This window comes from Fusobacterium perfoetens ATCC 29250, assembly GCF_000622245.1.
Classification (GTDB): Bacteria; Fusobacteriota; Fusobacteriia; order Fusobacteriales; family Fusobacteriaceae; genus Fusobacterium_B; species Fusobacterium_B perfoetens.
Map to the genome: position 1 here is coordinate 15,970 of NZ_JHXW01000006.1, position 19,308 is coordinate 35,277.

At 27.2% G+C, this 19,308-nt stretch carries 17 protein-coding genes and 1 riboswitch; of the genes, 3 read left to right on the plus strand and 14 right to left on the minus strand.

What is annotated here, in order from left to right; all coding sequences use genetic code 11:
* Positions 1 to 4 precede the first annotated feature (4 nt).
* Genes dapB through T364_RS0103275 form a run of 4 tightly spaced genes read right to left on the minus strand, consistent with a single transcriptional unit; the run spans position 5 to position 3,822 of the window.
* The gene (gene dapB / locus T364_RS0103260; protein ID WP_027128309.1) at positions 5 to 709 is read right to left on the minus strand and encodes a 4-hydroxy-tetrahydrodipicolinate reductase; all 705 of its coding nucleotides are present in this window, start codon (positions 707 to 709) and stop codon (positions 5 to 7) included.
* Positions 700 to 1,587 carry a 4-hydroxy-tetrahydrodipicolinate synthase gene (gene dapA, locus T364_RS0103265; RefSeq protein WP_027128310.1) on the minus strand — a complete coding sequence of 296 codons (888 nt, stop codon included), beginning with the start codon at positions 1,585 to 1,587 and terminating at the stop codon, positions 700 to 702. Before dapA ends, dapB begins: the two co-directional genes overlap by 10 nt.
* A 10-nt stretch (positions 1,588 to 1,597) precedes the next feature.
* Positions 1,598 to 2,593: an aspartate-semialdehyde dehydrogenase gene (locus T364_RS0103270; RefSeq protein ID WP_081775656.1), complete on the minus strand. Its 996-nt coding sequence runs from the start codon at positions 2,591 to 2,593 to the stop codon at positions 1,598 to 1,600.
* Positions 2,594 to 2,616: 23 nt separating this feature from the next.
* The gene (locus tag T364_RS0103275; protein WP_027128312.1) at positions 2,617 to 3,822 is read right to left on the minus strand and encodes an aspartate kinase; all 1,206 of its coding nucleotides are present in this window, start codon (positions 3,820 to 3,822) and stop codon (positions 2,617 to 2,619) included.
* A gap of 110 nt (positions 3,823 to 3,932) precedes the next feature.
* Positions 3,933 to 4,106: riboswitch (Lysine riboswitch) on the minus strand.
* A 159-nt stretch (positions 4,107 to 4,265) separates the two neighbouring features.
* Between T364_RS0103275 and T364_RS0103280 the strand changes: the two genes are divergently transcribed.
* Together T364_RS0103280 and T364_RS0103285 are read left to right on the plus strand one after the other, a co-directional pair.
* Positions 4,266 to 5,459: a M20 metallopeptidase family protein gene (locus T364_RS0103280; protein WP_027128313.1), complete on the plus strand. Its 1,194-nt coding sequence runs from the start codon at positions 4,266 to 4,268 to the stop codon at positions 5,457 to 5,459.
* A gap of 10 nt (positions 5,460 to 5,469) precedes the next feature.
* Positions 5,470 to 5,844 (plus strand): hypothetical protein, encoded by a 375-nt coding sequence (locus T364_RS0103285; protein WP_027128314.1) that lies wholly within the window; start codon positions 5,470 to 5,472, stop codon positions 5,842 to 5,844.
* A 155-nt stretch (positions 5,845 to 5,999) separates the two neighbouring features.
* Here the strand turns inward: T364_RS0103285 and T364_RS10395 are convergent, their stop codons facing one another.
* The 7 genes from T364_RS10395 to T364_RS10400 all read right to left on the minus strand — a co-directional run bounded on the left by T364_RS10395 (position 6,000) and on the right by T364_RS10400 (position 13,180).
* Positions 6,000 to 7,547, minus strand: coding sequence for a 4-hydroxyphenylacetate 3-hydroxylase N-terminal domain-containing protein (locus T364_RS10395; RefSeq protein ID WP_051532629.1), 1,548 nt, complete (start codon positions 7,545 to 7,547; stop codon positions 6,000 to 6,002).
* Between the two features lie 134 nt (positions 7,548 to 7,681).
* Complete coding sequence (locus T364_RS0103295; protein ID WP_027128315.1) at positions 7,682 to 7,999, minus strand: cobalt ECF transporter S component CbiN; 318 nt, start codon at positions 7,997 to 7,999, stop codon at positions 7,682 to 7,684.
* A gap of 11 nt (positions 8,000 to 8,010) precedes the next feature.
* Positions 8,011 to 8,733: an energy-coupling factor ABC transporter permease gene (locus T364_RS0103300; protein ID WP_027128316.1), complete on the minus strand. Its 723-nt coding sequence runs from the start codon at positions 8,731 to 8,733 to the stop codon at positions 8,011 to 8,013.
* Entirely contained in the window at positions 8,720 to 9,565 is an 846-nt protein-coding gene (locus tag T364_RS0103305; RefSeq protein ID WP_027128317.1) for an energy-coupling factor ABC transporter ATP-binding protein, read from the minus strand. Before T364_RS0103305 ends, T364_RS0103300 begins: the two co-directional genes overlap by 14 nt.
* Positions 9,565 to 10,428: a cobalt ECF transporter T component CbiQ gene (cbiQ, locus tag T364_RS0103310; RefSeq protein WP_027128318.1), complete on the minus strand. Its 864-nt coding sequence runs from the start codon at positions 10,426 to 10,428 to the stop codon at positions 9,565 to 9,567. Before cbiQ ends, T364_RS0103305 begins: the two co-directional genes overlap by 1 nt.
* 214 nt (positions 10,429 to 10,642) lie before the next feature.
* Positions 10,643 to 11,992, minus strand: a complete 1,350-nt coding sequence (locus T364_RS0103315; RefSeq protein WP_035945284.1) for a butyryl-CoA:acetate CoA-transferase — start codon at positions 11,990 to 11,992, stop codon at positions 10,643 to 10,645.
* A gap of 81 nt (positions 11,993 to 12,073) precedes the next feature.
* On the minus strand, positions 12,074 to 13,180 hold the full coding sequence (locus T364_RS10400) for a Gfo/Idh/MocA family protein (protein WP_051532630.1): 1,107 nt from the start codon (positions 13,178 to 13,180) through the stop codon (positions 12,074 to 12,076).
* A gap of 178 nt (positions 13,181 to 13,358) precedes the next feature.
* On the opposite strand from T364_RS10400, the gene T364_RS0103325 reads away from it, so the two are divergent.
* Positions 13,359 to 14,201 (plus strand): alpha/beta fold hydrolase, encoded by an 843-nt coding sequence (locus tag T364_RS0103325; protein WP_027128320.1) that lies wholly within the window; start codon positions 13,359 to 13,361, stop codon positions 14,199 to 14,201.
* A gap of 65 nt (positions 14,202 to 14,266) precedes the next feature.
* On the opposite strand, the gene T364_RS0103330 is transcribed toward T364_RS0103325, so the two are convergent.
* From T364_RS0103330 to yihA, 3 genes are all read right to left on the minus strand, one after another.
* Positions 14,267 to 15,907: a Na/Pi cotransporter family protein gene (locus tag T364_RS0103330; RefSeq protein ID WP_027128321.1), complete on the minus strand. Its 1,641-nt coding sequence runs from the start codon at positions 15,905 to 15,907 to the stop codon at positions 14,267 to 14,269.
* A gap of 75 nt (positions 15,908 to 15,982) precedes the next feature.
* Entirely contained in the window at positions 15,983 to 18,640 is a 2,658-nt protein-coding gene (locus T364_RS0103335; RefSeq protein ID WP_027128322.1) for a valine--tRNA ligase, read from the minus strand.
* 42 nt (positions 18,641 to 18,682) lie between these two features.
* Entirely contained in the window at positions 18,683 to 19,300 is a 618-nt protein-coding gene (gene yihA / locus T364_RS0103340) for a ribosome biogenesis GTP-binding protein YihA/YsxC (RefSeq protein WP_027128323.1), read from the minus strand.
* Positions 19,301 to 19,308 lie beyond the last annotated feature (8 nt).

Genomic DNA, 19,308 nt, shown 5'->3' on the forward strand with positions numbered 1-19,308 from the left:
CTAATTATAAATTACTAAATATATCTTTCATGCTGTAAAGACCTGGCTCTTTTCCTACAAGAAATTTTGCAGCTTTAATAGCTCCCATTCCAAATATTTTTTTAGAAAGAGCTGTATGTTTTATCTCTATTATTTCATCATTTCCACAAAATAAAACAGAATGTTCTCCAACTATTGTTCCACCTCTAACAACATGAACTCCTATTTCATTTTCTTCTCTTTTTTTAATTCCTTCTCTTCCATAAACTCTTTCCATTTTTTCAGAACAACCTTTTTCTATAACTTCTAACATAGTTTTTGCTGTTCCACTAGGAGAGTCAACTTTTTTATTATGATGTTTTTCTATAAGTTCTATATCATAATTTCCATATAAAATTGGAACTATCCTTTCTAATATATCTTGCATTAAATTTACACCTAAAGACATATTAGAAGATATTAAGATAGGAATTTTTTTAGAAGTTTCTTTTATTTTTTCTAAAACTTCATCAGAGTATCCTGTAGTAGCTATTACTAAAGGAATTCTATTTTTTTCTGAATAATTTAATAAACTTTCTAATCTAGAAAAATGAGAAAAATCTATAATGACATCTCCTTTTTCTGTTGTAAGTTCATCAGCAAAACCTGTAATTTTTATCTCTTTATCTTGAAAAGCTAAGTCTGAAACTACTGTTCCCATAGCTCCTGTTCCATGTATAATTAACTCCATTTTTTTACCTCATGTCTTTCTATTATTCCATATAATTTTTCTTTATTTTCTTGATACATTTCTCCTAGAGGTAATCTACATTGACCAACTTCATATCCTAAATAATTCATTGCCTCTTTTACAGGAACTGGATTTGTTTCTATAAACATTCCATTAGATAATTCATTATATCCTAGTTGTAATCTACAAGCTTCTTTTATATCACCTTTTAAAAAGCTCATTACCATATTATGAATAGTTTCAGGAATAATATTAGCTGATACAGATATCACTCCTTTTCCTCCTACTGATAAAATAGGAACTGTTAAATCATCATTTCCTGAATATATATCAAGTTCTGGAACTTGTCTTGCTACTTCTGTAGTATAAGACATATTTCCACTAGCCTCTTTTATAGCTACAATATTTTCAATACAAGCTAATCTTTTTAAAAGATTTATAGATAAGTTTACACCAGTTCTACCAGGTACATTATACAATATTATTGGTAATTTTACAACTGAGGCTATTGATTTATAGTGTTCATATATTCCATTTTCATTTCCTTTATTATAGTAAGGAGTAACTACTAATAGAGCATCTACGCCTAATTCTTCAACTTTTTTACTAAATTCCACAGCAGTTTTTGTACAGTTAGAACCTGTTCCAGCTATTACTGGTATTCTTTTATTAATTTTTTCTACAGTGAATTTTATAACTTCTAATCTCTCTTCCTCTGTCATTGTTGAAGCTTCTCCTGTAGTTCCAACTACAACTATAGCATCAGTTTTATTTTCTACATGAAATTCTAATAATTCCTCTAATTTTTTATAATTTACTTGATTATCATTTGTAAATGGTGTTACTAGGGCTACCCCTGAACCTGTAAAAATTGACATTTTTTTCTCCTTAAGCTAATTTATTTTTTATATCTCTAAATAATTCGGCTATTTGAACAGCATTAGTAGCTGCTCCTTTTCTTATATTGTCAGCCACAGTCCATAAGTTTACACTATTTTCTGTACTGAAATCTCTTCTTATTCTTCCTACTAAAACTTTATCTTGTCCACTAGCTTCAGTAGCTAAAGGATATTCATTATTTTTAGGATTGTCCACTAATATTATTCCTTCATACTCACCAATAACTTTTTTTACATCTTCTATATCAAATTCACTATTAAGCTCAGCTGTAATTGATACTGAGTGAGAATTTATAACTGGAACTCTTACACAAGTAGCTGTTACAGGTAAATCTGGAAGTTCTAATATTTTTCTTGTTTCATTTATCATTTTTATCTCTTCTTTTGTATATCCATTATCCATAAATACATCTATATGTGGTAAACAGTTATTTACAATTTGATGAGGATATACTTTAGGAGCTAATCCTTTTAATCCATTTTGTAAATCCTCTACACCTTTTTGTCCTGTACCTGATACAGCTTGATATGTATTGTATATTACTCTTTTTAATCCATATTTTTCAGCTAAAGCTTTTAATGGAGCCATACATTGAATTGTTGAACAGTTTGGATTTGCTATAATTCCATGATTTGTAAATGCTGCCTCTTTATTAACTTCTGGTACAACTAATGGAACTTCTGGATCCATTCTCCAGGCTGAAGAGTTATCAACTACTAAACATCCTTTTGAAGCTGCTATTGGGGCATATTTTTTACTTATATCTCCACCAGCTGAAAATAGAGCTATATCAATTCCTCTATCAAAACTATTTTCTGTTAATTCTTCTACTGTATATTCTTTTCCTCTAAAAGTTATTTTTTTACCAGCACTTCTTGCTGAAGCAAATAAATATAACTCTGTTATTCCTAAATCTCTTTCCTCTAAAACTTTTAAAAATGTACTTCCTACTAATCCTGTAGCTCCTACAATAGCAACTCTCATATTTATCCTCCTCAAATTATTCTCTATAAATTAAATTCTTCTGCTACTACTTCTACTGCTTTATTTATATCTTTTCTTTCTATACTACATGAAACACTTATCTCTGATGTTGTTACTTGATAAAAATTTATTCCTGCTCTACTTAAAGCTGAGAAGAATTTACCAGATACTCCAGAGTTATTTATCATTCCTACACCTACTATTGAAATCATTGATAAGTTATCATTATATCCTAACTCTATACAAGGTAATTCCATCTTTATTCTTTCAATAGCTTGGTCTAATAAATATTTTTCTCCTTCTACACAGCTAAATGATATTTTAGCTTTATTGTCATTTGAAACATTTTGAGAAATCATATTTATATTTAATCCCACTTCATTAATTATTGTAAATATTTTTGCTATTTTTTCACTAGAATAATTAATATTTGAAAGAGTTGTTACTATTATCTCTTTTGTTATACTAATTCCTGTTACTAATTTATCCTCTAAAACATCATTCATATCCATTATCCAAGTTCCTCCTGTCTCACTTAAAGTTTTTCCAACAAAAATAGGAATATTATATTTTTTACCAATTTCCACAGCTCTTGTCTCCATTACTCCAGCTCCAAGATTAGCCATTTCCATCATTTCTTCATAAGAAATTTTATCTAAAAATTTAGCATTTTTATAAAGTCTTGGGTCAACACTATAAATTCCCTCAACATCTGTATATATTCTACATTCACATTTTAGAGAAGCAGCTAAGGCAACAGCACTTGTGTCTGACCCTCCTCTTCCTAATGTGGTTATATCTCCATGGTCATTTATTCCTTGAAATCCAGCTACTATAACAACATTATTATCTTTTAAATATTCTTCTATTTTTTCTGTATCAATATTTTTGATTTTACTTTTTGTATGAACTCCTACAGTTTTTACATTAGCTTGATACCCTGTTAATGATACAGCTTTTTGTCCCAAAGAATTTATAGCCATTGATAATAAAGAAACTGTTTGTTGTTCCCCTGTAGATAAAAGAGAATCTAATTCTCTTTGATTTGGTGAATCAGAGATTTCTTTTGCCATAGCAATAAGGGCATTTGTTGTTTTTCCCATTGCTGAAGCAACAACTATAATTTCATTATATTTTGTTTTCTTTAAGTTCACTATATATTCAGCTATCGCTTTAATTTTTTCAATAGTTGCTACACTAGAACCACCATATTTTAATACTACTCTCATATATTATCTCCTTTTTCATTTTAAAATAAAAAACCAACAGACTTATCTGTTGGTTTATATTTCATTTTGAGATAATATAATTTATTTTTAGTATCACAACAATGAATAACACAACAGAAAGCACAACATTGAATATCAATGACAGTTATATGGATATTCTCCATATTCCCAACCTAAAAATCCTCCCTATAATTTTTAGATTTCGGCAAAATCCCCTTTCATTATATCTCAAAGTTAGGTAACTCAACATAATTACTTTTGTCATTTGCTCCTCAATCCGTTTCCTATTTTATTGTTGTCATTTTATAACAATTTCTATAAAAAATAAAATATAAATTTTATATCTTAAACTATATATTATATAAATTTATTTTTTATAATTTTTATTGTTTTATAGATTTTTTTTTGCTATAATTCTTATTAATTAATTTATGGAGGTTTTTATGAATAATATAATTTTAAATAATATAGATAAATATAATGATTGGTTTATAAAAGTTAGAAGAGATTTACATAAAATTCCTGAGTTAGATTTTGATTTACCAAAAACAATAAAATATATTTCTTCAACTTTAGATGAACTTAATATAAATTATAAAACAAATATTGGAAAAAGTGGAATTGTAGCTGATATCCCTGGAAAAGATTCTTCTATTACTATTGCTTTAAGAGGAGATATTGATGCTTTACCAATATTAGAAAATAATGATTTTGAATTTAAATCTGAGCATATTGGAAAAATGCATGCCTGTGGTCATGATGTTCATAACACAGTTTTATTAGGAGTAGCCAAAATTTTATCAGAAATAAAAGATGAAATTCCTTGTAATATCAGACTTATTTTTCAACCAGCAGAAGAAACTACTGGTGGAGCTCTTCCCATGATAGAGGATGGAGTTTTAAAAAATGTAAATGCTATATTTGGACTTCATGTTGACCCTTTTGTAAATGTTGGAAGTATAGGAATTAAATATGGGCCTATGTTTGCCTCTTCTTGTGGAGTAAAAATAAAAGTTATAGGAAAAAGTACTCATGGAGCTTTTCCAAGTGAGGGGGTTGATGCTATAGTTACTACAGCTCAAATTATTAGTTCTATTCAATCTATTGTTTCAAGAAATACAGATGCTAGAGAATCTGTAGTTATAACTTTTGGTACTATTAATGGTGGAACAAAAGAAAATATAGTTGCTGGAGAAGTTGAAGTTACAGGAATTTTAAGAACTCTTTCTACTGAAAGTAGAGAATACAATAAACAAAGAATCAAAGAAATGGCTGAATTTGTAGCAAAAGGATATGGAGCTACAGCTATTGTTAATTTTAGAAATAGTTATAATGCTTTAATAAATCATGATGAATATGTAGATATTGTTAAAGAAGTTGGAAATGAAGTTTTAGGAAAAGAAAATGTTATTACTAAAAAATATTCAGAAATGGGAGCAGAAGATTTTTCTTATTATCTCGAAAGAGTACCTGGAGCTTTCTTTTATTTAGGTATTAGAAATGAAAGTATTGGTGCTTGTGAACCATTACATAATGATAAATTTATGATAGATGAAAATGCTATTAAGGTTGGAGTAAAAGTCCAAATAGCTAATATTTTTAAAGCTTATGAAAATTTAAAAAATAATTTAAAATAAAGGGGAAAATATGTGGGAAATCTTAGAAATAATCTTTTTTATAATATTATTAATATTTATTTTTCAAAATATGAAAAGGAGAAATAAAATTAGAGCTGGAGAAAAACTTACAGGAAAAATTGTTGAAGTTACTCCTCTAAAAAGACTGATAATTGAAATTGGAAATAAAAAAGAAAAAAAGAAAGTTCAAACCTTAGAATCAGGTTTATTCCAATATTCTAAAAAAAATATTGGTGAAAAAATTGAAGTTTATTATAACAAAGAAATCTACAATAAGTGTTCCTTAGTAGAATTTAATAAATGGGACTTAAAAAAATCTATAAAATTTTTCTTAATTTTTGTTATAATTTATACTATCATTTGGATTTTTATTAATATTTTATAAAAAAAAGGATTGTTATTTTAATGTACCTAAAATTCTTAAATATCTAAGTAATAGGATACTTATTATAACAATCCTTTTATTTCTAAATCATAAAATTTTTATTATTCTAAATTAATTCTCTATTTTTATATTTATAAAATAATTTTAATTTTTAACTATTTATCACTTTTAGGTAAATCTCCTATAGTACAAATACGCCCATTTCTTCTTCCTATATCATTTATAATTTCATCATATTTATCTCCATCTTTTGTAATTCCACAAGCACTTTTAGCTATATTTTGAAGATGTTTCCAATCTGTAAATGAACGAGCCATTACTGTAGAAGCTTCTTGATTTCCTCCACCATGAAGAGCCATTGCTGTCCAGTTTGAACCTCTAACCATATGTTCTATAAAACGAACTGCTCTTAATCTATCAAATGAATCATATTCTGGATTTCCAGGATTGAAAGCCCTTCTACAAATTTCTCCAATTTCTGGTGAACGCATATCAAACTCTGAAGGAGCTGTTTCTCCAAAACCAGCAATAATATCTCTAGCATAACGAACAGCATCAAATGGTATTTTTGTACATGTATATTTACATGTATGAGATAATAATGGATTAGGAATCCAGAAACCACTTGGATGTTTAAATCCTTCAATTCCTGAAGCTATTGATAAAGCATATACAGTTTCAGCAATCATAGCCATTTCTGTAAGTTTTGTTTTTATATGTCCAGCTTTTTGAACTCCTACCATCTCGGTTATTAAACTTGCAGCTCCACAAAGAGCTGTACATCCACCAGCTTTACATCCACCAGCAGTTAAACGGTGAACAGCTGTAAAATAACTTAAAAGACGGCCAACATATTTTGTTTCTCCACACATAAATACCCTTTCATTAGGTACAAATACTTTATCAAAATAAACCATTGCTTGATGGTCAGCATATTTTTTACCTAAATCTATACCTTCAATATCTCCACCTATTTCAAAAAATCTTTTATCTTGAGGAGTACGTCCTAAAACAAAAGTGATGTTTGGAGAATCGGCTGGTATAGCACAAGCTAAAGCAAAGTCTTTATCTTCTGGTTGCATAGCTGTTGTAGGTACTATAATAATTTCATGTGCAAACAAAATACCAGTTTGATTACATTTATATCCACTAATTATAATACCATCATCTCTTATTTCATCAATATGAACATAAGAATTTCTATCTGGTTGTTTATGTGGTGGTAAAGTTCTCAATCCTTTTACATCAGTAACTGTAACTGTACAAGTTAAATCATTCTTTTGAACATAATCTAAAAATTTCATAAATCTATCAAAATAATTAGTACCTAAATCTTGGTCCATATCATAAGTACATGGTCCTAAACCAGCAAAAGCTTCTGAACCTGTACAACGATGAGTACAACATCCTATAACTTCAGCCAATGCTCTAGCTGCTCTTGTTTTTCTATTGGCATCTTCTGGAGAACTTAATGGTGCATTATAAATACTTACATCTTCTCCGTTTAAATGAGATTTAACAGTTATTAAATCTTTCCAACTAGGATTACTTTGTAATTCATATACCTTAGATATTGCATTAAAACTAGCAGATAATACAGGATATGTAGTCAAGTCTTCTATTTTTTCTCCTAAAAACCAAACATTCATAGGCTTTCTTGCTCTTATGCTATTTTGATATTGTTCTCTTGTCATTAGTCCCATAATCATACCTCCTTTTAATCCAATTAATCAATGTATAAATTTTACTTTTTGACGCAAAAAAAGATTTAAAAGTTTTGTTTTTGCATTTTTTATTTAATTTTTACACAATTTTCTAAAACCATGAAAATAAAATATTATAAATCTTCTTCTTCTTTTCCTAATCTTTTTCTTTCATACATTCTTCCCATATAAAAAGCTATAATTCCAACTCCTATAGCTGTTTGAAGACAGAAAAATAAACTTTCTACCTCTCCAGGTAACTCTCCTCCTATTGCTTTTTCTAAAATAGGAGTAAACCATGGTTCATACTCATTATTTATATTTTCTATCATTGTACTACCTGCATTATCAGAACCACCAAATTTTGCATTTTTTAAAATAAAAAGAGGAGTAAATACTGTTAATATCACTATAATTAATAAGGTAACCACTATTTTTTTATCTTTTTTCATGAGCTTCTCCTTTAAAATCCTATATTTCTTAATTCTTTTCTAGCGTAATTTTCAAGACCAATCATAATAATAACTGTTAATATTCCTTCTACAATAGCAAGAGGTATTTGAGTTGGAGCAAAAACTCCTAAAAATTTTATGCTTGAAACTAAAACTCCTCCATCTGTTGAAGGGAAAGCAAAGGCTAATTGAAGACTTGTCACACAATATGTTATTAAATCTCCTAACATAGCTCCAAAGAATATGGCTATTCTTTTATTAACTTTCAATTTTAATAATAATTTATAAATAACAAAAGTTACTATAGGTCCTACTATACACATAGAAAATATATTAGCACCTAAAGTAGTAAGCCCCCCATGAGCTAAAAGTATAGCTTGAAATAATAAAACTATAGTTCCTAACACACTTACTGCTAATGGTCCAAATAATATTGCTCCTAAACCTACTCCTGTCATATGTGAGCAACTTCCTGTTACTGATGGAATTTTTAAAGAAGAAATTACAAATATAAAAGCTCCTGACATAGCTATTAAAGTTATATTTTTTCTATTAGCTTCTATACTTTTTCCTAATCTTTTAGTTCCTAAATATAAAAATGGAATAGAAATAATTCCCCAAGTTATACAAAAATTTAATGGTAAATATCCCTCCATTATATGCATTCCATAAGAATTTAGAGATATAACAAGCATCAATAAACAAATAATAAAAATATTTTTATCTGTTTTCATTTTTTCCTCCTAGTATATTTTTTATTTCTTTCATAGTTTTTGGAAACTCATCTTTATTCAATAAGCCTCTTGATTGTAATTCTTCTGATATTTCAAATAATATAGGTTTTCTCAAGTAAAGTTTTTGCAAAATCTCCTGATTTTTAAATATATTTTCTGGAATGTCACTAGCAATTACTTTTCCATCTGAAAAAATTATTATTCTATCAGCAAATTTATAAGCAAAATCTATATCATGAGTTGAAATAATAAGAGTTTTTCCCTCACTATTTAATTCTTCTAAAGTAATTTCTAATTCTTTAATACTTTTTTGGTCTAGCTCTGAGGTAGGTTCATCAAAAATAATAATTTCAGGTTCCATTACCACAATGTCAGCTATAGTTAGTCTTTTTTTCTCACCTCCACTTAAATAATGTGGTGGTGTCTTTAAATATTTTTCTAAATTGAATTTTTTACCTATCTCTACCACCTTTTTTTCTACTTTAGAATTTTCTTCACCTATATTTAAAAGTCCAAAAGCCAATTCATCAAATACTGTTGTACCTATTATTTGACTATCAGAATTTTGAAAAACAATTCCTATATTTTTTCTTAAAAAATTTATATCTTTTTTATTTTTTTCTATTTTTCTCCCTTTAAAAAAAATCTCTCCACTATCCGGTATGTATACTCCATTTATATTTTTAAAAAAAGTTGTCTTTCCAGACCCATTATTTCCAAGTACAGCTACTTTTTCCCCTTGAAAAATTTCTAAAGATATTCCATCTAATACTTTTTTATTTTCTTCATAGGAATATGTTAAATTTTCTATTTTTAAAATTATATCTTTCATCAATTCCACCTATTTTTTTCAAAAATAAATACTAAAATCAAAAATACAATAGACAATAGCATACAAATAAATATCTTCTTTTGAAATTTTTCCTTTCTCTCAAAAAATATCAATTTTCCATTATAATTTCTTGCTTCCATTGCTTCATAAAAAACTATACTTTTCCTAAATGAAATTAAAAAAATATTAGAAATTATTTTACCAAAAGAGTTTAAAGATAATTTATAATTTATAAAACCAAGTCTTGATTCTATAGCTACTCTCATTTCATAATAAGTATTTAATAATATAAAAATATATCTATAAGTTAAATACATTATTTCTATTATAATATCTGGCATTTTTATTTTTCTTAAAACTTTTATTATTTCTTCAATAGAAGTTGAATATATAAGCATATACATTGAACTAATGCCACTTAAGACTCTAAAAAAGATTTCAATACTTTCATATAATTTTTCTTTTGTAAAATATATATAATTATTAAGAAAATAAAAATTATAATCTCCTATTTTTTCTTTTGAGATATTAATATTTATAACAATTATTGTAAAAATTAAAAATAAAAAGGGAATTTTCCAAGAATCTATATATCGTTTTATAGGAATTTTTCCAAGATATATTGTTATATAATTGGTAATTAGAAATATAAAAAGTGATACTAGAATATTATTTAAACCAACAGATAAAAATATTAATATTATTGGATAAAAAACTTTTAAGTATGAATTCCAATCTCTTATTTGAGATTTATAACTATAATATTCAAAATATTTTTCTCTTTTATCCACAGAATAATTATTTTTTCTTTTTAATATAAAATATAGAAAAAATATTGTAAGAAATATTATTAATAACTTCATTTTTCTCCTAAAAAAAAGCACACAACCCTAAAAGAATTGTGTGCACTAAAAAATCATACTAATTATTCACAGTATGTTATTCCTATATTTCCCCACCCAAAAATATAGTTTCTATTATGCGACCTGACTTATATAATTTCTTATAATCACAGTAGGGGTAAGCCTGTATCAGATTTCCACTGATTTCCACATTCTAAAGTTTTATTATAATCTATTATTTTTTGTTAGATTTTCTCCAAATTTTCATTTTTTCAGCTTCTCTTATTAACTCTTCTCTAAATTCTGGATGAGCTATATTAATTAAAGCTTCTGCTCTTTGCCAAGTAGTTTTTCCTTTTAAGTTAGCTTTTCCATACTCTGTTACAACAAAATGAGTATTTGCTCTTGTATCTGTTACTATTGTTCCTTCTGTTAAAGTAGGACGAATTCTTGATTGTAATTTTCCATCTTTTGTTTTAAATGATGAAGAACAACAAATGAAACTTTTTCCACCTTTTGATAAGTAAGCTCCCATAACAAAGTCTAATTGTCCTCCAGCTCCACTTATATGTTTTGTTCCAGAAGATTCAGCATTTACTTGTCCAAATAAGTCTAAATCTACAGCGTTATTGATAGATATAAAATTATCTATTTGAGATACAACTCTTACATCATTTACATAATCTACTGGAGCTGCCATAATTTCTGGGTTATCATTTAGATAATCATATAAATCTTGTCCTCCAGCTGCGAAAGCAAATGTTTGTCTATATCTGTCTATTGTTTTTTTAGAACCTGTTATTTTTCCAGCTTTTGCCATTTCAACAAAAGAGTCAACATACATTTCTGAGTGAACTCCTAAATCTTTTAAATCTGATTTAGCTATTAATGACCCAACAGCTGTAGGCATTCCTCCAATACCTAATTGAATACAACAACCATCTTGTAATTCCTCAACTATTAATTTAGCAACAGCATTATCTACATCAGTAGCTTCTCCTGGTCCTGGTAATATTGAAACATTAGGATTATCTCCCTCTACTATCATATCAACTTGTGATACATGAATTGCATGCTCATATCCTCCATGACAAACTGGTAAGTTTTTATTTACTTCAACTATAACCACTTTAGCTGTTTCACAAACTGCCATTGAATGACTTGGACTTACACTAAAGTTAAAATATCCAAATTTATCCATTGGAGTAACTTGTAATATTGCCACATCTATTTTTTGAAATCCTTGTCTATAGAATCCTGGAACTTCTGAATATCTAATTGGAGAATAGAAAGCTTTTCCCTCTCCTACTCTTCTTCTTTCAATTCCACTTGCATGCCAAGTATTCCATGTAAAGTGATTTTCTCCACCTTCAACTTTAAATATTTCTGGTTGTTTTAATAAAACTCCTCCAAAAATATTTACATCCTCAACTTCCATTATTCTTTTAGCAAAAGCTCTGTCTACTGCATCTGTAGTTGTTCCACACCAACCATAGTCTACAAAATCTCCTGATTTTATAACTTTTGCTGCTTCTTCTGCTGATACTAATTTGCTTTTATATTCATTTTCAAAACTTGGTAACAAAGTAATACCCCCCTCTTTTGTCTTTGATATTTTTATTTTATCACAAAAAACTTAACAATACAAGTATCCATATCTTACTTCTTAAAAATGTTCTTCTAATCTTTTTCTAAACTCTTGTGAGTTTAATGGTATTTCAATTTCTTTCTTTTCCCAAGAAGAAAGATAAGCACCATTTATTATATATAGAGATTTTAAAGCATCTTTTGGAGTACATAATATTTTTTTATTATTTTCTAAAGCTTCTATAAAATTATTTACAATTCCTGCTTGTTGAATTCTATTATCACTGTCATCAAAATATAATTTAGTTTCTACATAAGAAATTTTTCCAAATAATTCTTTTGTAGTTTTAGAATACTCTCTCTCATCTATTTCTAATTTTCTAAAAATTAATTCAGAATCATCATTTAAAATTATTTGCCCTTTACTTCCTATTATTTCTAATCTATTTGTTCCTGGAAATTCTCTAGAAGAAGCTATAAATTGTCCTGTAGCACCATTTTCAAATTCTAATTGAATTGTAACATCATTTTCTACTTGTATGTCTCTTTCTTTTCCACAATAACAAAATCCAGTAACTTTGACAATATTTGGTGATATCCAAACCAATAAATCTAATTGATGAGAAGCTTGTGTCATTAAAAGTCCTCCCCCTTCTCCTTTATAACTTCCTCTCCAAGAACCAGAATCATGATAGGCCTGTGTTCTATAAAGATTAGTTATAATCCAACAAACTCTTTTAATCTCCCCTACTTCTCCATTTTCTACTAGTTCTTTTATTTTATTAAATGCTTTACTTGTTCTTCTACAATAAAGAACTCCACTTTTTATATTTTCTTTTTCATCTAATAATTTTACAAGTTTTTCAACCTCATCAGAATACACACCAATAGGTTTTTCTATTAATGGATGAATATTTTTTTCTACTGCCTTTATTGCCATGTTAGGATGTAAAAAATGTGGAGTACAAATCATTACCATATCTATTAAACCACTGTCTAACATTTTTTCATAATCTGTAAATAAAGTAACATTCTTAAGAGAATATTTCTCACATATATCTTTCATATGTATTTCATTTCTACTTGAAAAAGCTATTACTTTACAATTTGTTATTTTATTTTCAACTATTAATTTTATATATTCTTCTGCTATTGCCCCTATTCCTGCTATTCCTATCCTTACCATATTTTTCCTTTCATACTTTGATTTATATTAAATATTTTTACATTATAACATATTTTTATCTCTAAATAAAAATTTTATTTTAATTTTCTCTTACTTATTATATTTAATCTAAATTTCTATTATTAAATATTTTATGTTATACTATATTATAATAATAAGTTATAGAGGTGAATTTTTTATGCTAAAAACTAAAACTATTGTCCTTGATAATAAGGAAAGTATTGTTTACAGAGAATATGGAACTGGTAATGAAATATTAATCTTCATTCATGGAAACATTTGTTCTGGAATATTTTTTGAGCCTTTTTTAAATTATTTTAACAAAAATAAATATAGAATCTTAATACCTGATTTAAGAGGTTTTGGAGAAAGTAGTTATTTAACTAAAATTAATAGTATTTCTGATTTTTCAGATGATTTAAATGATTTTTTTTCTAAATTAAATATAAATAATTTTACTTTACTTGGTTGGTCAGCTGGTGGACCTATATGCATGAATTATTCTTCCTCTTATCCTATGAAAGTTAAAAGTTTAATACTCATTAATAGTGTTGGAGTTAATGGTTACCCTATGTATGATGAAAATGGAAAAAAATATATATCAGTTGAAGAAATTAGTCAAGAAAAATCTCAAGTTCTACCTGTTCTAAATGCTATTAAAAATCAAGATAAATTATTTATAAAAAATTTATGGAATAATGCAATATATATTTATAAAAAACCTAATTGTCAACAATCTGAGATAGAAGTTTCAGCTTCTTTAAAACAAAGAAATCTTCCAGAAGTATATCTTGCTTTATCTAATTTTAATATGACTTCTATTTTATTTCCTAATATTCCATCTTTAATTATATTTGGAGATAGTGATTCTATCATTAAAAAAGAAGATATTTTTCTTACTGCTAAATATTTAAATACAAATAACATAATAAAAATTTTAAATTGTGGACATTCTCCTTTTATAGACTCTCCTAATGAGCTTTTTAAATATATAGATAATTTTATTAAAAATTTTAAATAAAAAATTATGATTTTATATATAATAAAAAAGAAGTTATAATATTTCAATAACTTCTTTTTTATTCTTTACTTATCTAATAAATATAATTCTATTATATTAACCATATGGTCTCTTAATCTTCTATAATAGTTTAACATATCCATATAACCTATACTTTGGGATACAGAAATTCCTAATTTAGAAACATTTTGTAAATGAATATCTCTTCCTTTTCTAAATTCTTTTAAAACTTCATTTGCTTTTTCATTAGCTATAACAAATTTTGTTTTATCTTTATTTATATATCCTTGATTAATTAACTCATATATTTCAACAATACCCTTATTTAAAACTTTTAATCTAATTCTTTCATTTTCTGTAAGCTTTATTTCTGAATCAGCAAATTTATTTAAAACTTTACCAATTCTTACTCCATAATCACTTATAGTTTCATATTCATCACAAATTTCTATATTTTTTCTAGTATCATCTTTCATCTCATCATTTATTTCAGAAGTTAATACTAAATAGTTAATATCTGTAATCTCTTTTTGATATAAATCCATTCTCTCTTCAATAACTTGTAATTTTTTTAATTTATCTTCTGATAAAAATCTTTGTTTATTAGTATCAAAGAAATCTGTTAAAATTTTTAACATATCTTCAATTTCTGTATGCATATTTAAAACTTCTTGTCTAGATTGTTCTATAACAACTGATGGAGTCTTTAACATCAATTTATCTAATTGAGTTACTTTCTTCTCTATATCTACACCATCATCTTTAACTATTTTACATAAAAATTTAGCTAACTGTCCAATAAATGGTGTAAATAATATAACATTTATTACATTAAACATAGTATGAGCTGTTGCAATTCCTAATGTTAAATTAGAAGTAGGATTTACTAAAAAATCTAAGAACTCTAAATAATATGGAAATATACTAATAGCCCAACAAACCCCAACTATATTAATTATAGAATGAGCATAAGCAGCTCTTTTTGCATTAGAATTAGCACTAAGAGAAGCTAAAAAAGCTGTAATTGTTGTTCCTACATTCTCTCCTAATACTAAAGCTACAGCTGTAGGATAATTTATTAATCCTTGTGCTGCTAAAGTAATAGTTATCCCTAAAGTTGCTGATGATGATTGAACTATTGCAGTTATTAAAGCTCCAACTATAGCTGCTTTTAAAGCTCCAAAATATGAGTCAGCATTGAATAAACTAAATAAACTTACAAATTCTGGCATACTTCTAATTGGTTTTAATCCATTACTCATTAACTCTAATCCAAAGAAAATCAATCCTAATCCCATTACTGTTAAAGCTCTTGTTTTCCATTTCTCACTTTTAGAAAACATATGGAATATTGCTGCTGCTCCAGCCATTGGTAAACCATATTTTCCTATATTTAAAACAAGAATCCAACCAGTAATAGTAGTACCTATATTAGCTCCTAAAATTAAACCCAAAGCTTGTTGTAAAGTTAATAAAGAAGCATTAACAAATCCTATTGCCATTACAGTACTTACTGATGAAGATTGAACAAGCATTGTTACAAACATACCAACAGCCACAGCTAAAAATCTATTAGTTGTTAAAACTGTTAATATTTTTTTTAACCTTTTACCAGCAATCTTTTGCATCCCACTAGACATATTATCCATTCCATATAAGAATAGACCCAGTCCACCTACAACTTTCATTACAATTTCTAAATACATTTTTCCTCCCAAGTTATTTTTTTGTATTTATTTTAATTTTTATTAGAAATGATATTATATGATTAATTTTTTATTTTATCCTTTTAACTCTTTTATATTTTCTAAAATCTTATCATATTTATCTTGATATTCTTTTTGAATTCTTCTATCTCTTTCTAAAATATGTGCAGGTGCTTTTGATGTAAATTTCTCATTTGATAATTTAGCATTTATTTTTTCTAATTCTTTAGAAACTTTTTCTAATTGAGCTTCTAGTTTTTTAATTTCAGCATCAATGTCTAAAAGTCCTGTAAGTACCATATAAACTTCTGAATCTTTTGCTACTCTAAATCCACTTTGAGTAGGTTTTTCTATATCTTTTCCATATGCAATTTCTTCTAAATTACAAAGTTTTGTTATGAATTTATAATTTTCTTTTATTATATTTAATTCATTTTCATTAGATGATTTTATAACAACTTTAGCAAATTTAGCTGGTGAAATTCCTGCTTCAGCTCTAATATTTCTTAATGAAGATACTATTTCTTGAATATATTCAAAAGCTTTATCTACATTTTCATCAACTAATTTTTCATCACATACTGGATATTTTTGTAACATAACAGTTTCTCCAGATACTTTAATTATTTGCCAAATTTCTTCAGTTAAGAATGGCATAAATGGATGTAAAAGTCTCATTCCAGCTTCTAATATTGTCCATAATACATATTGAGCTGTTATTTTAGAATCCTCATCTTCAGAGTTATATAATCTTATTTTAGCTAATTCAACATACCAATCACAGAAATCTCCTCTTAAGAACTCATATACTGATTTTGCTGCTTCATCTAATTGGAATTTATCTAACTCTATTGCTACATTTCTACTTGTTTCATTTAATCTTGAGAATATCCACTTATCAACTAATTCATATTTTAATTTAGATTTATCTACTTTTGTTACATCAAAGCCATCTAAGTTCATTATAACAAATCTTGATACGTTCCAAATTTTATTAGCAAAGTTTCTTCCCATCTCTAATAATTTTTCAGAGAAGTGTACATCTTGTCCTTGAGATGTATTATAAAGCATTGTAAATCTTATAGCATCAGCTCCATATTTATCTATTAAATCTAATGGGTCTGGTGAGTTTCCTAAAGATTTAGACATTTTTCTTCCAATTTCATCTCTTACTATTCCATGTAAATATACATTATGGAATGGTTTATCTCCTTGAGTATACTCTCCAAACATTATCATTCTAGCAACCCAGAAGAATAATATATCTGCTCCTGTTACTAATGTTGATGTTGGATAGAACATCTCTAATTCTTTTGTTTTTTCTGGCCAACCTAAAGTTGAGAAAGGCCATAAAGCTGATGAGAACCAAGTATCTAAAACGTCTTTTTCTTGTTCTAATGTAACGTCTTTTCCATAAAATTCTTTTGCTTGAGCATAAGCTTCTTCTTCTGTATGAGCTACAAATATTTTTTTATCTGGTCCATACCAAGCTGGTATTCTATGTCCCCACCAAATTTGTCTTGAAATACACCAATCTCTAATATTCTCTAACCAGTTGTAGTAAACTTTTTCCCATCTCTTAGGCATTATTTTTACTTCACCATTTCTTACAACTTCTAGAGCTTTTTCAGCTAATGGTTTCATTTTTACAAACCATTGATTTGATACTCTAGGCTCTATAGCTGTATGACATCTATAACAAGTTCCTACATTGTGAGAATATGGTTCAAATTTTACTAAATATCCTTGTTCTTTTAAATCTTCTCCAATAACTTTTCTTGCTTCAAATCTATCTAATCCAGAATATTTTCCATATCCTTCTACTATTTTAGCGTCATTTGTAAATACATTGATTATTGGTAAATTAAATTTATTTCCTATTGCAAAGTCATTAGGGTCATGAGCTGGAGTTATTTTTAAAGCTCCTGTTCCAAATTCCATATCAACATATTTATCAGCAATAATTTCAATTTCTCTTCCTATTAATGGAAGGATTGCTTTTTTACCAACAAATTTTTTATATCTTTCATCATCTGGATGAACAGCAATAGCAACGTCTCCAAGCATTGTTTCTGGTCTAGTTGTAGCTACTATTAAATATTCATCAGTATCCTTTACTTGATATTTAATATGCCAGAATCCACCAGCTTGGTCTTCAAATTCTACCTCATCATCAGCTAAAGCTGTACCACATCTTGGACACCAGTTTACCATATATTCACCTTGATAAATTAGTCCATCATTATATAATTTTACAAATATATCTCTTACAGCTTTAGAAAGTCCTTCATCCATTGTAAATCTTTCTCTATCCCAATCAAGTGAAGCTCCTAGTTTTCTTAATTGAGAAGTTATGATTCCACCATGTTTTTCTTTCCATCTCCATGTTTCCTCAATGAATTTCTCTCTTCCTAAATCTTCTTTTTTTAATCCTTCTTCAGCTAATTTCTTTTCAACTTTATTTTGAGTAGCTATTCCTGCATGGTCCATTCCAGGCATCCATAAAGTGTTAAATCCTGACATTCTCTTATATCTTATTAAAGTATCTTGAATGCTGTTATTTAAGATATGTCCCATGTGTAATATTCCTGTTACATTTGGTGGAGGAATCATTATTGAATAACTTTCTTTTCCTTCATCCATTGTAGCTGCAAAATATTTTGATTCTTCCCAGTGTTTATACCATTTTTTCTCTATTTCACTAGGAGAATATATTTTTTCTAACTCCTTCATTGAAACTTTGCCTCCTATATTTTAAAATTTTTAATTTATTTATTATTTTGTAGTTTCTTCTTCTGTATGTGGATTATATTCTTCTATAATTTCTCCAATAAAATCTAAAATTTCTTGTTTTCCACTATTTTTTAGTGAAGAATGGAAAAATACATCTTCATTTGAAAATTCCAATTTTGTTCTAATATCTTTAAGACATTTAAATTTTTCATTATTAGATACTTTATCCATTTTAGTAAAAATAATTTTATAAGGAACGTTGAAGTGTTCTAACCACTCCAACATCTCTATATCTTCACCACTAGGTACTCTTCTTATATCTAAAAGTACAAAAACAAGTTTTTTTCTATTACTTGCTAAATATCTTTCCATTGTTTGTCCCCATTCAGCTTTCATAGCCTTAGGAACTTTTGCAAAACCATAACCAGGTAAATCTACAAAAAACACATCTCTATTGATTAAAAAATAATTTATAAGTTGTGTTCTTCCTGGAGTTTTACTTGTTCTAGCAAGTTTATTTCTTCCAGTTATACTGTTTATTAAAGAAGATTTTCCTACATTTGACCTACCTACAAAGGCAAACTCTATATTTCCAATCTCTTCTGGATAATCCTTCTCATATACAGCTGACTTTACAAATTCTGCTTGTTTTATTATCATTTTTTCTC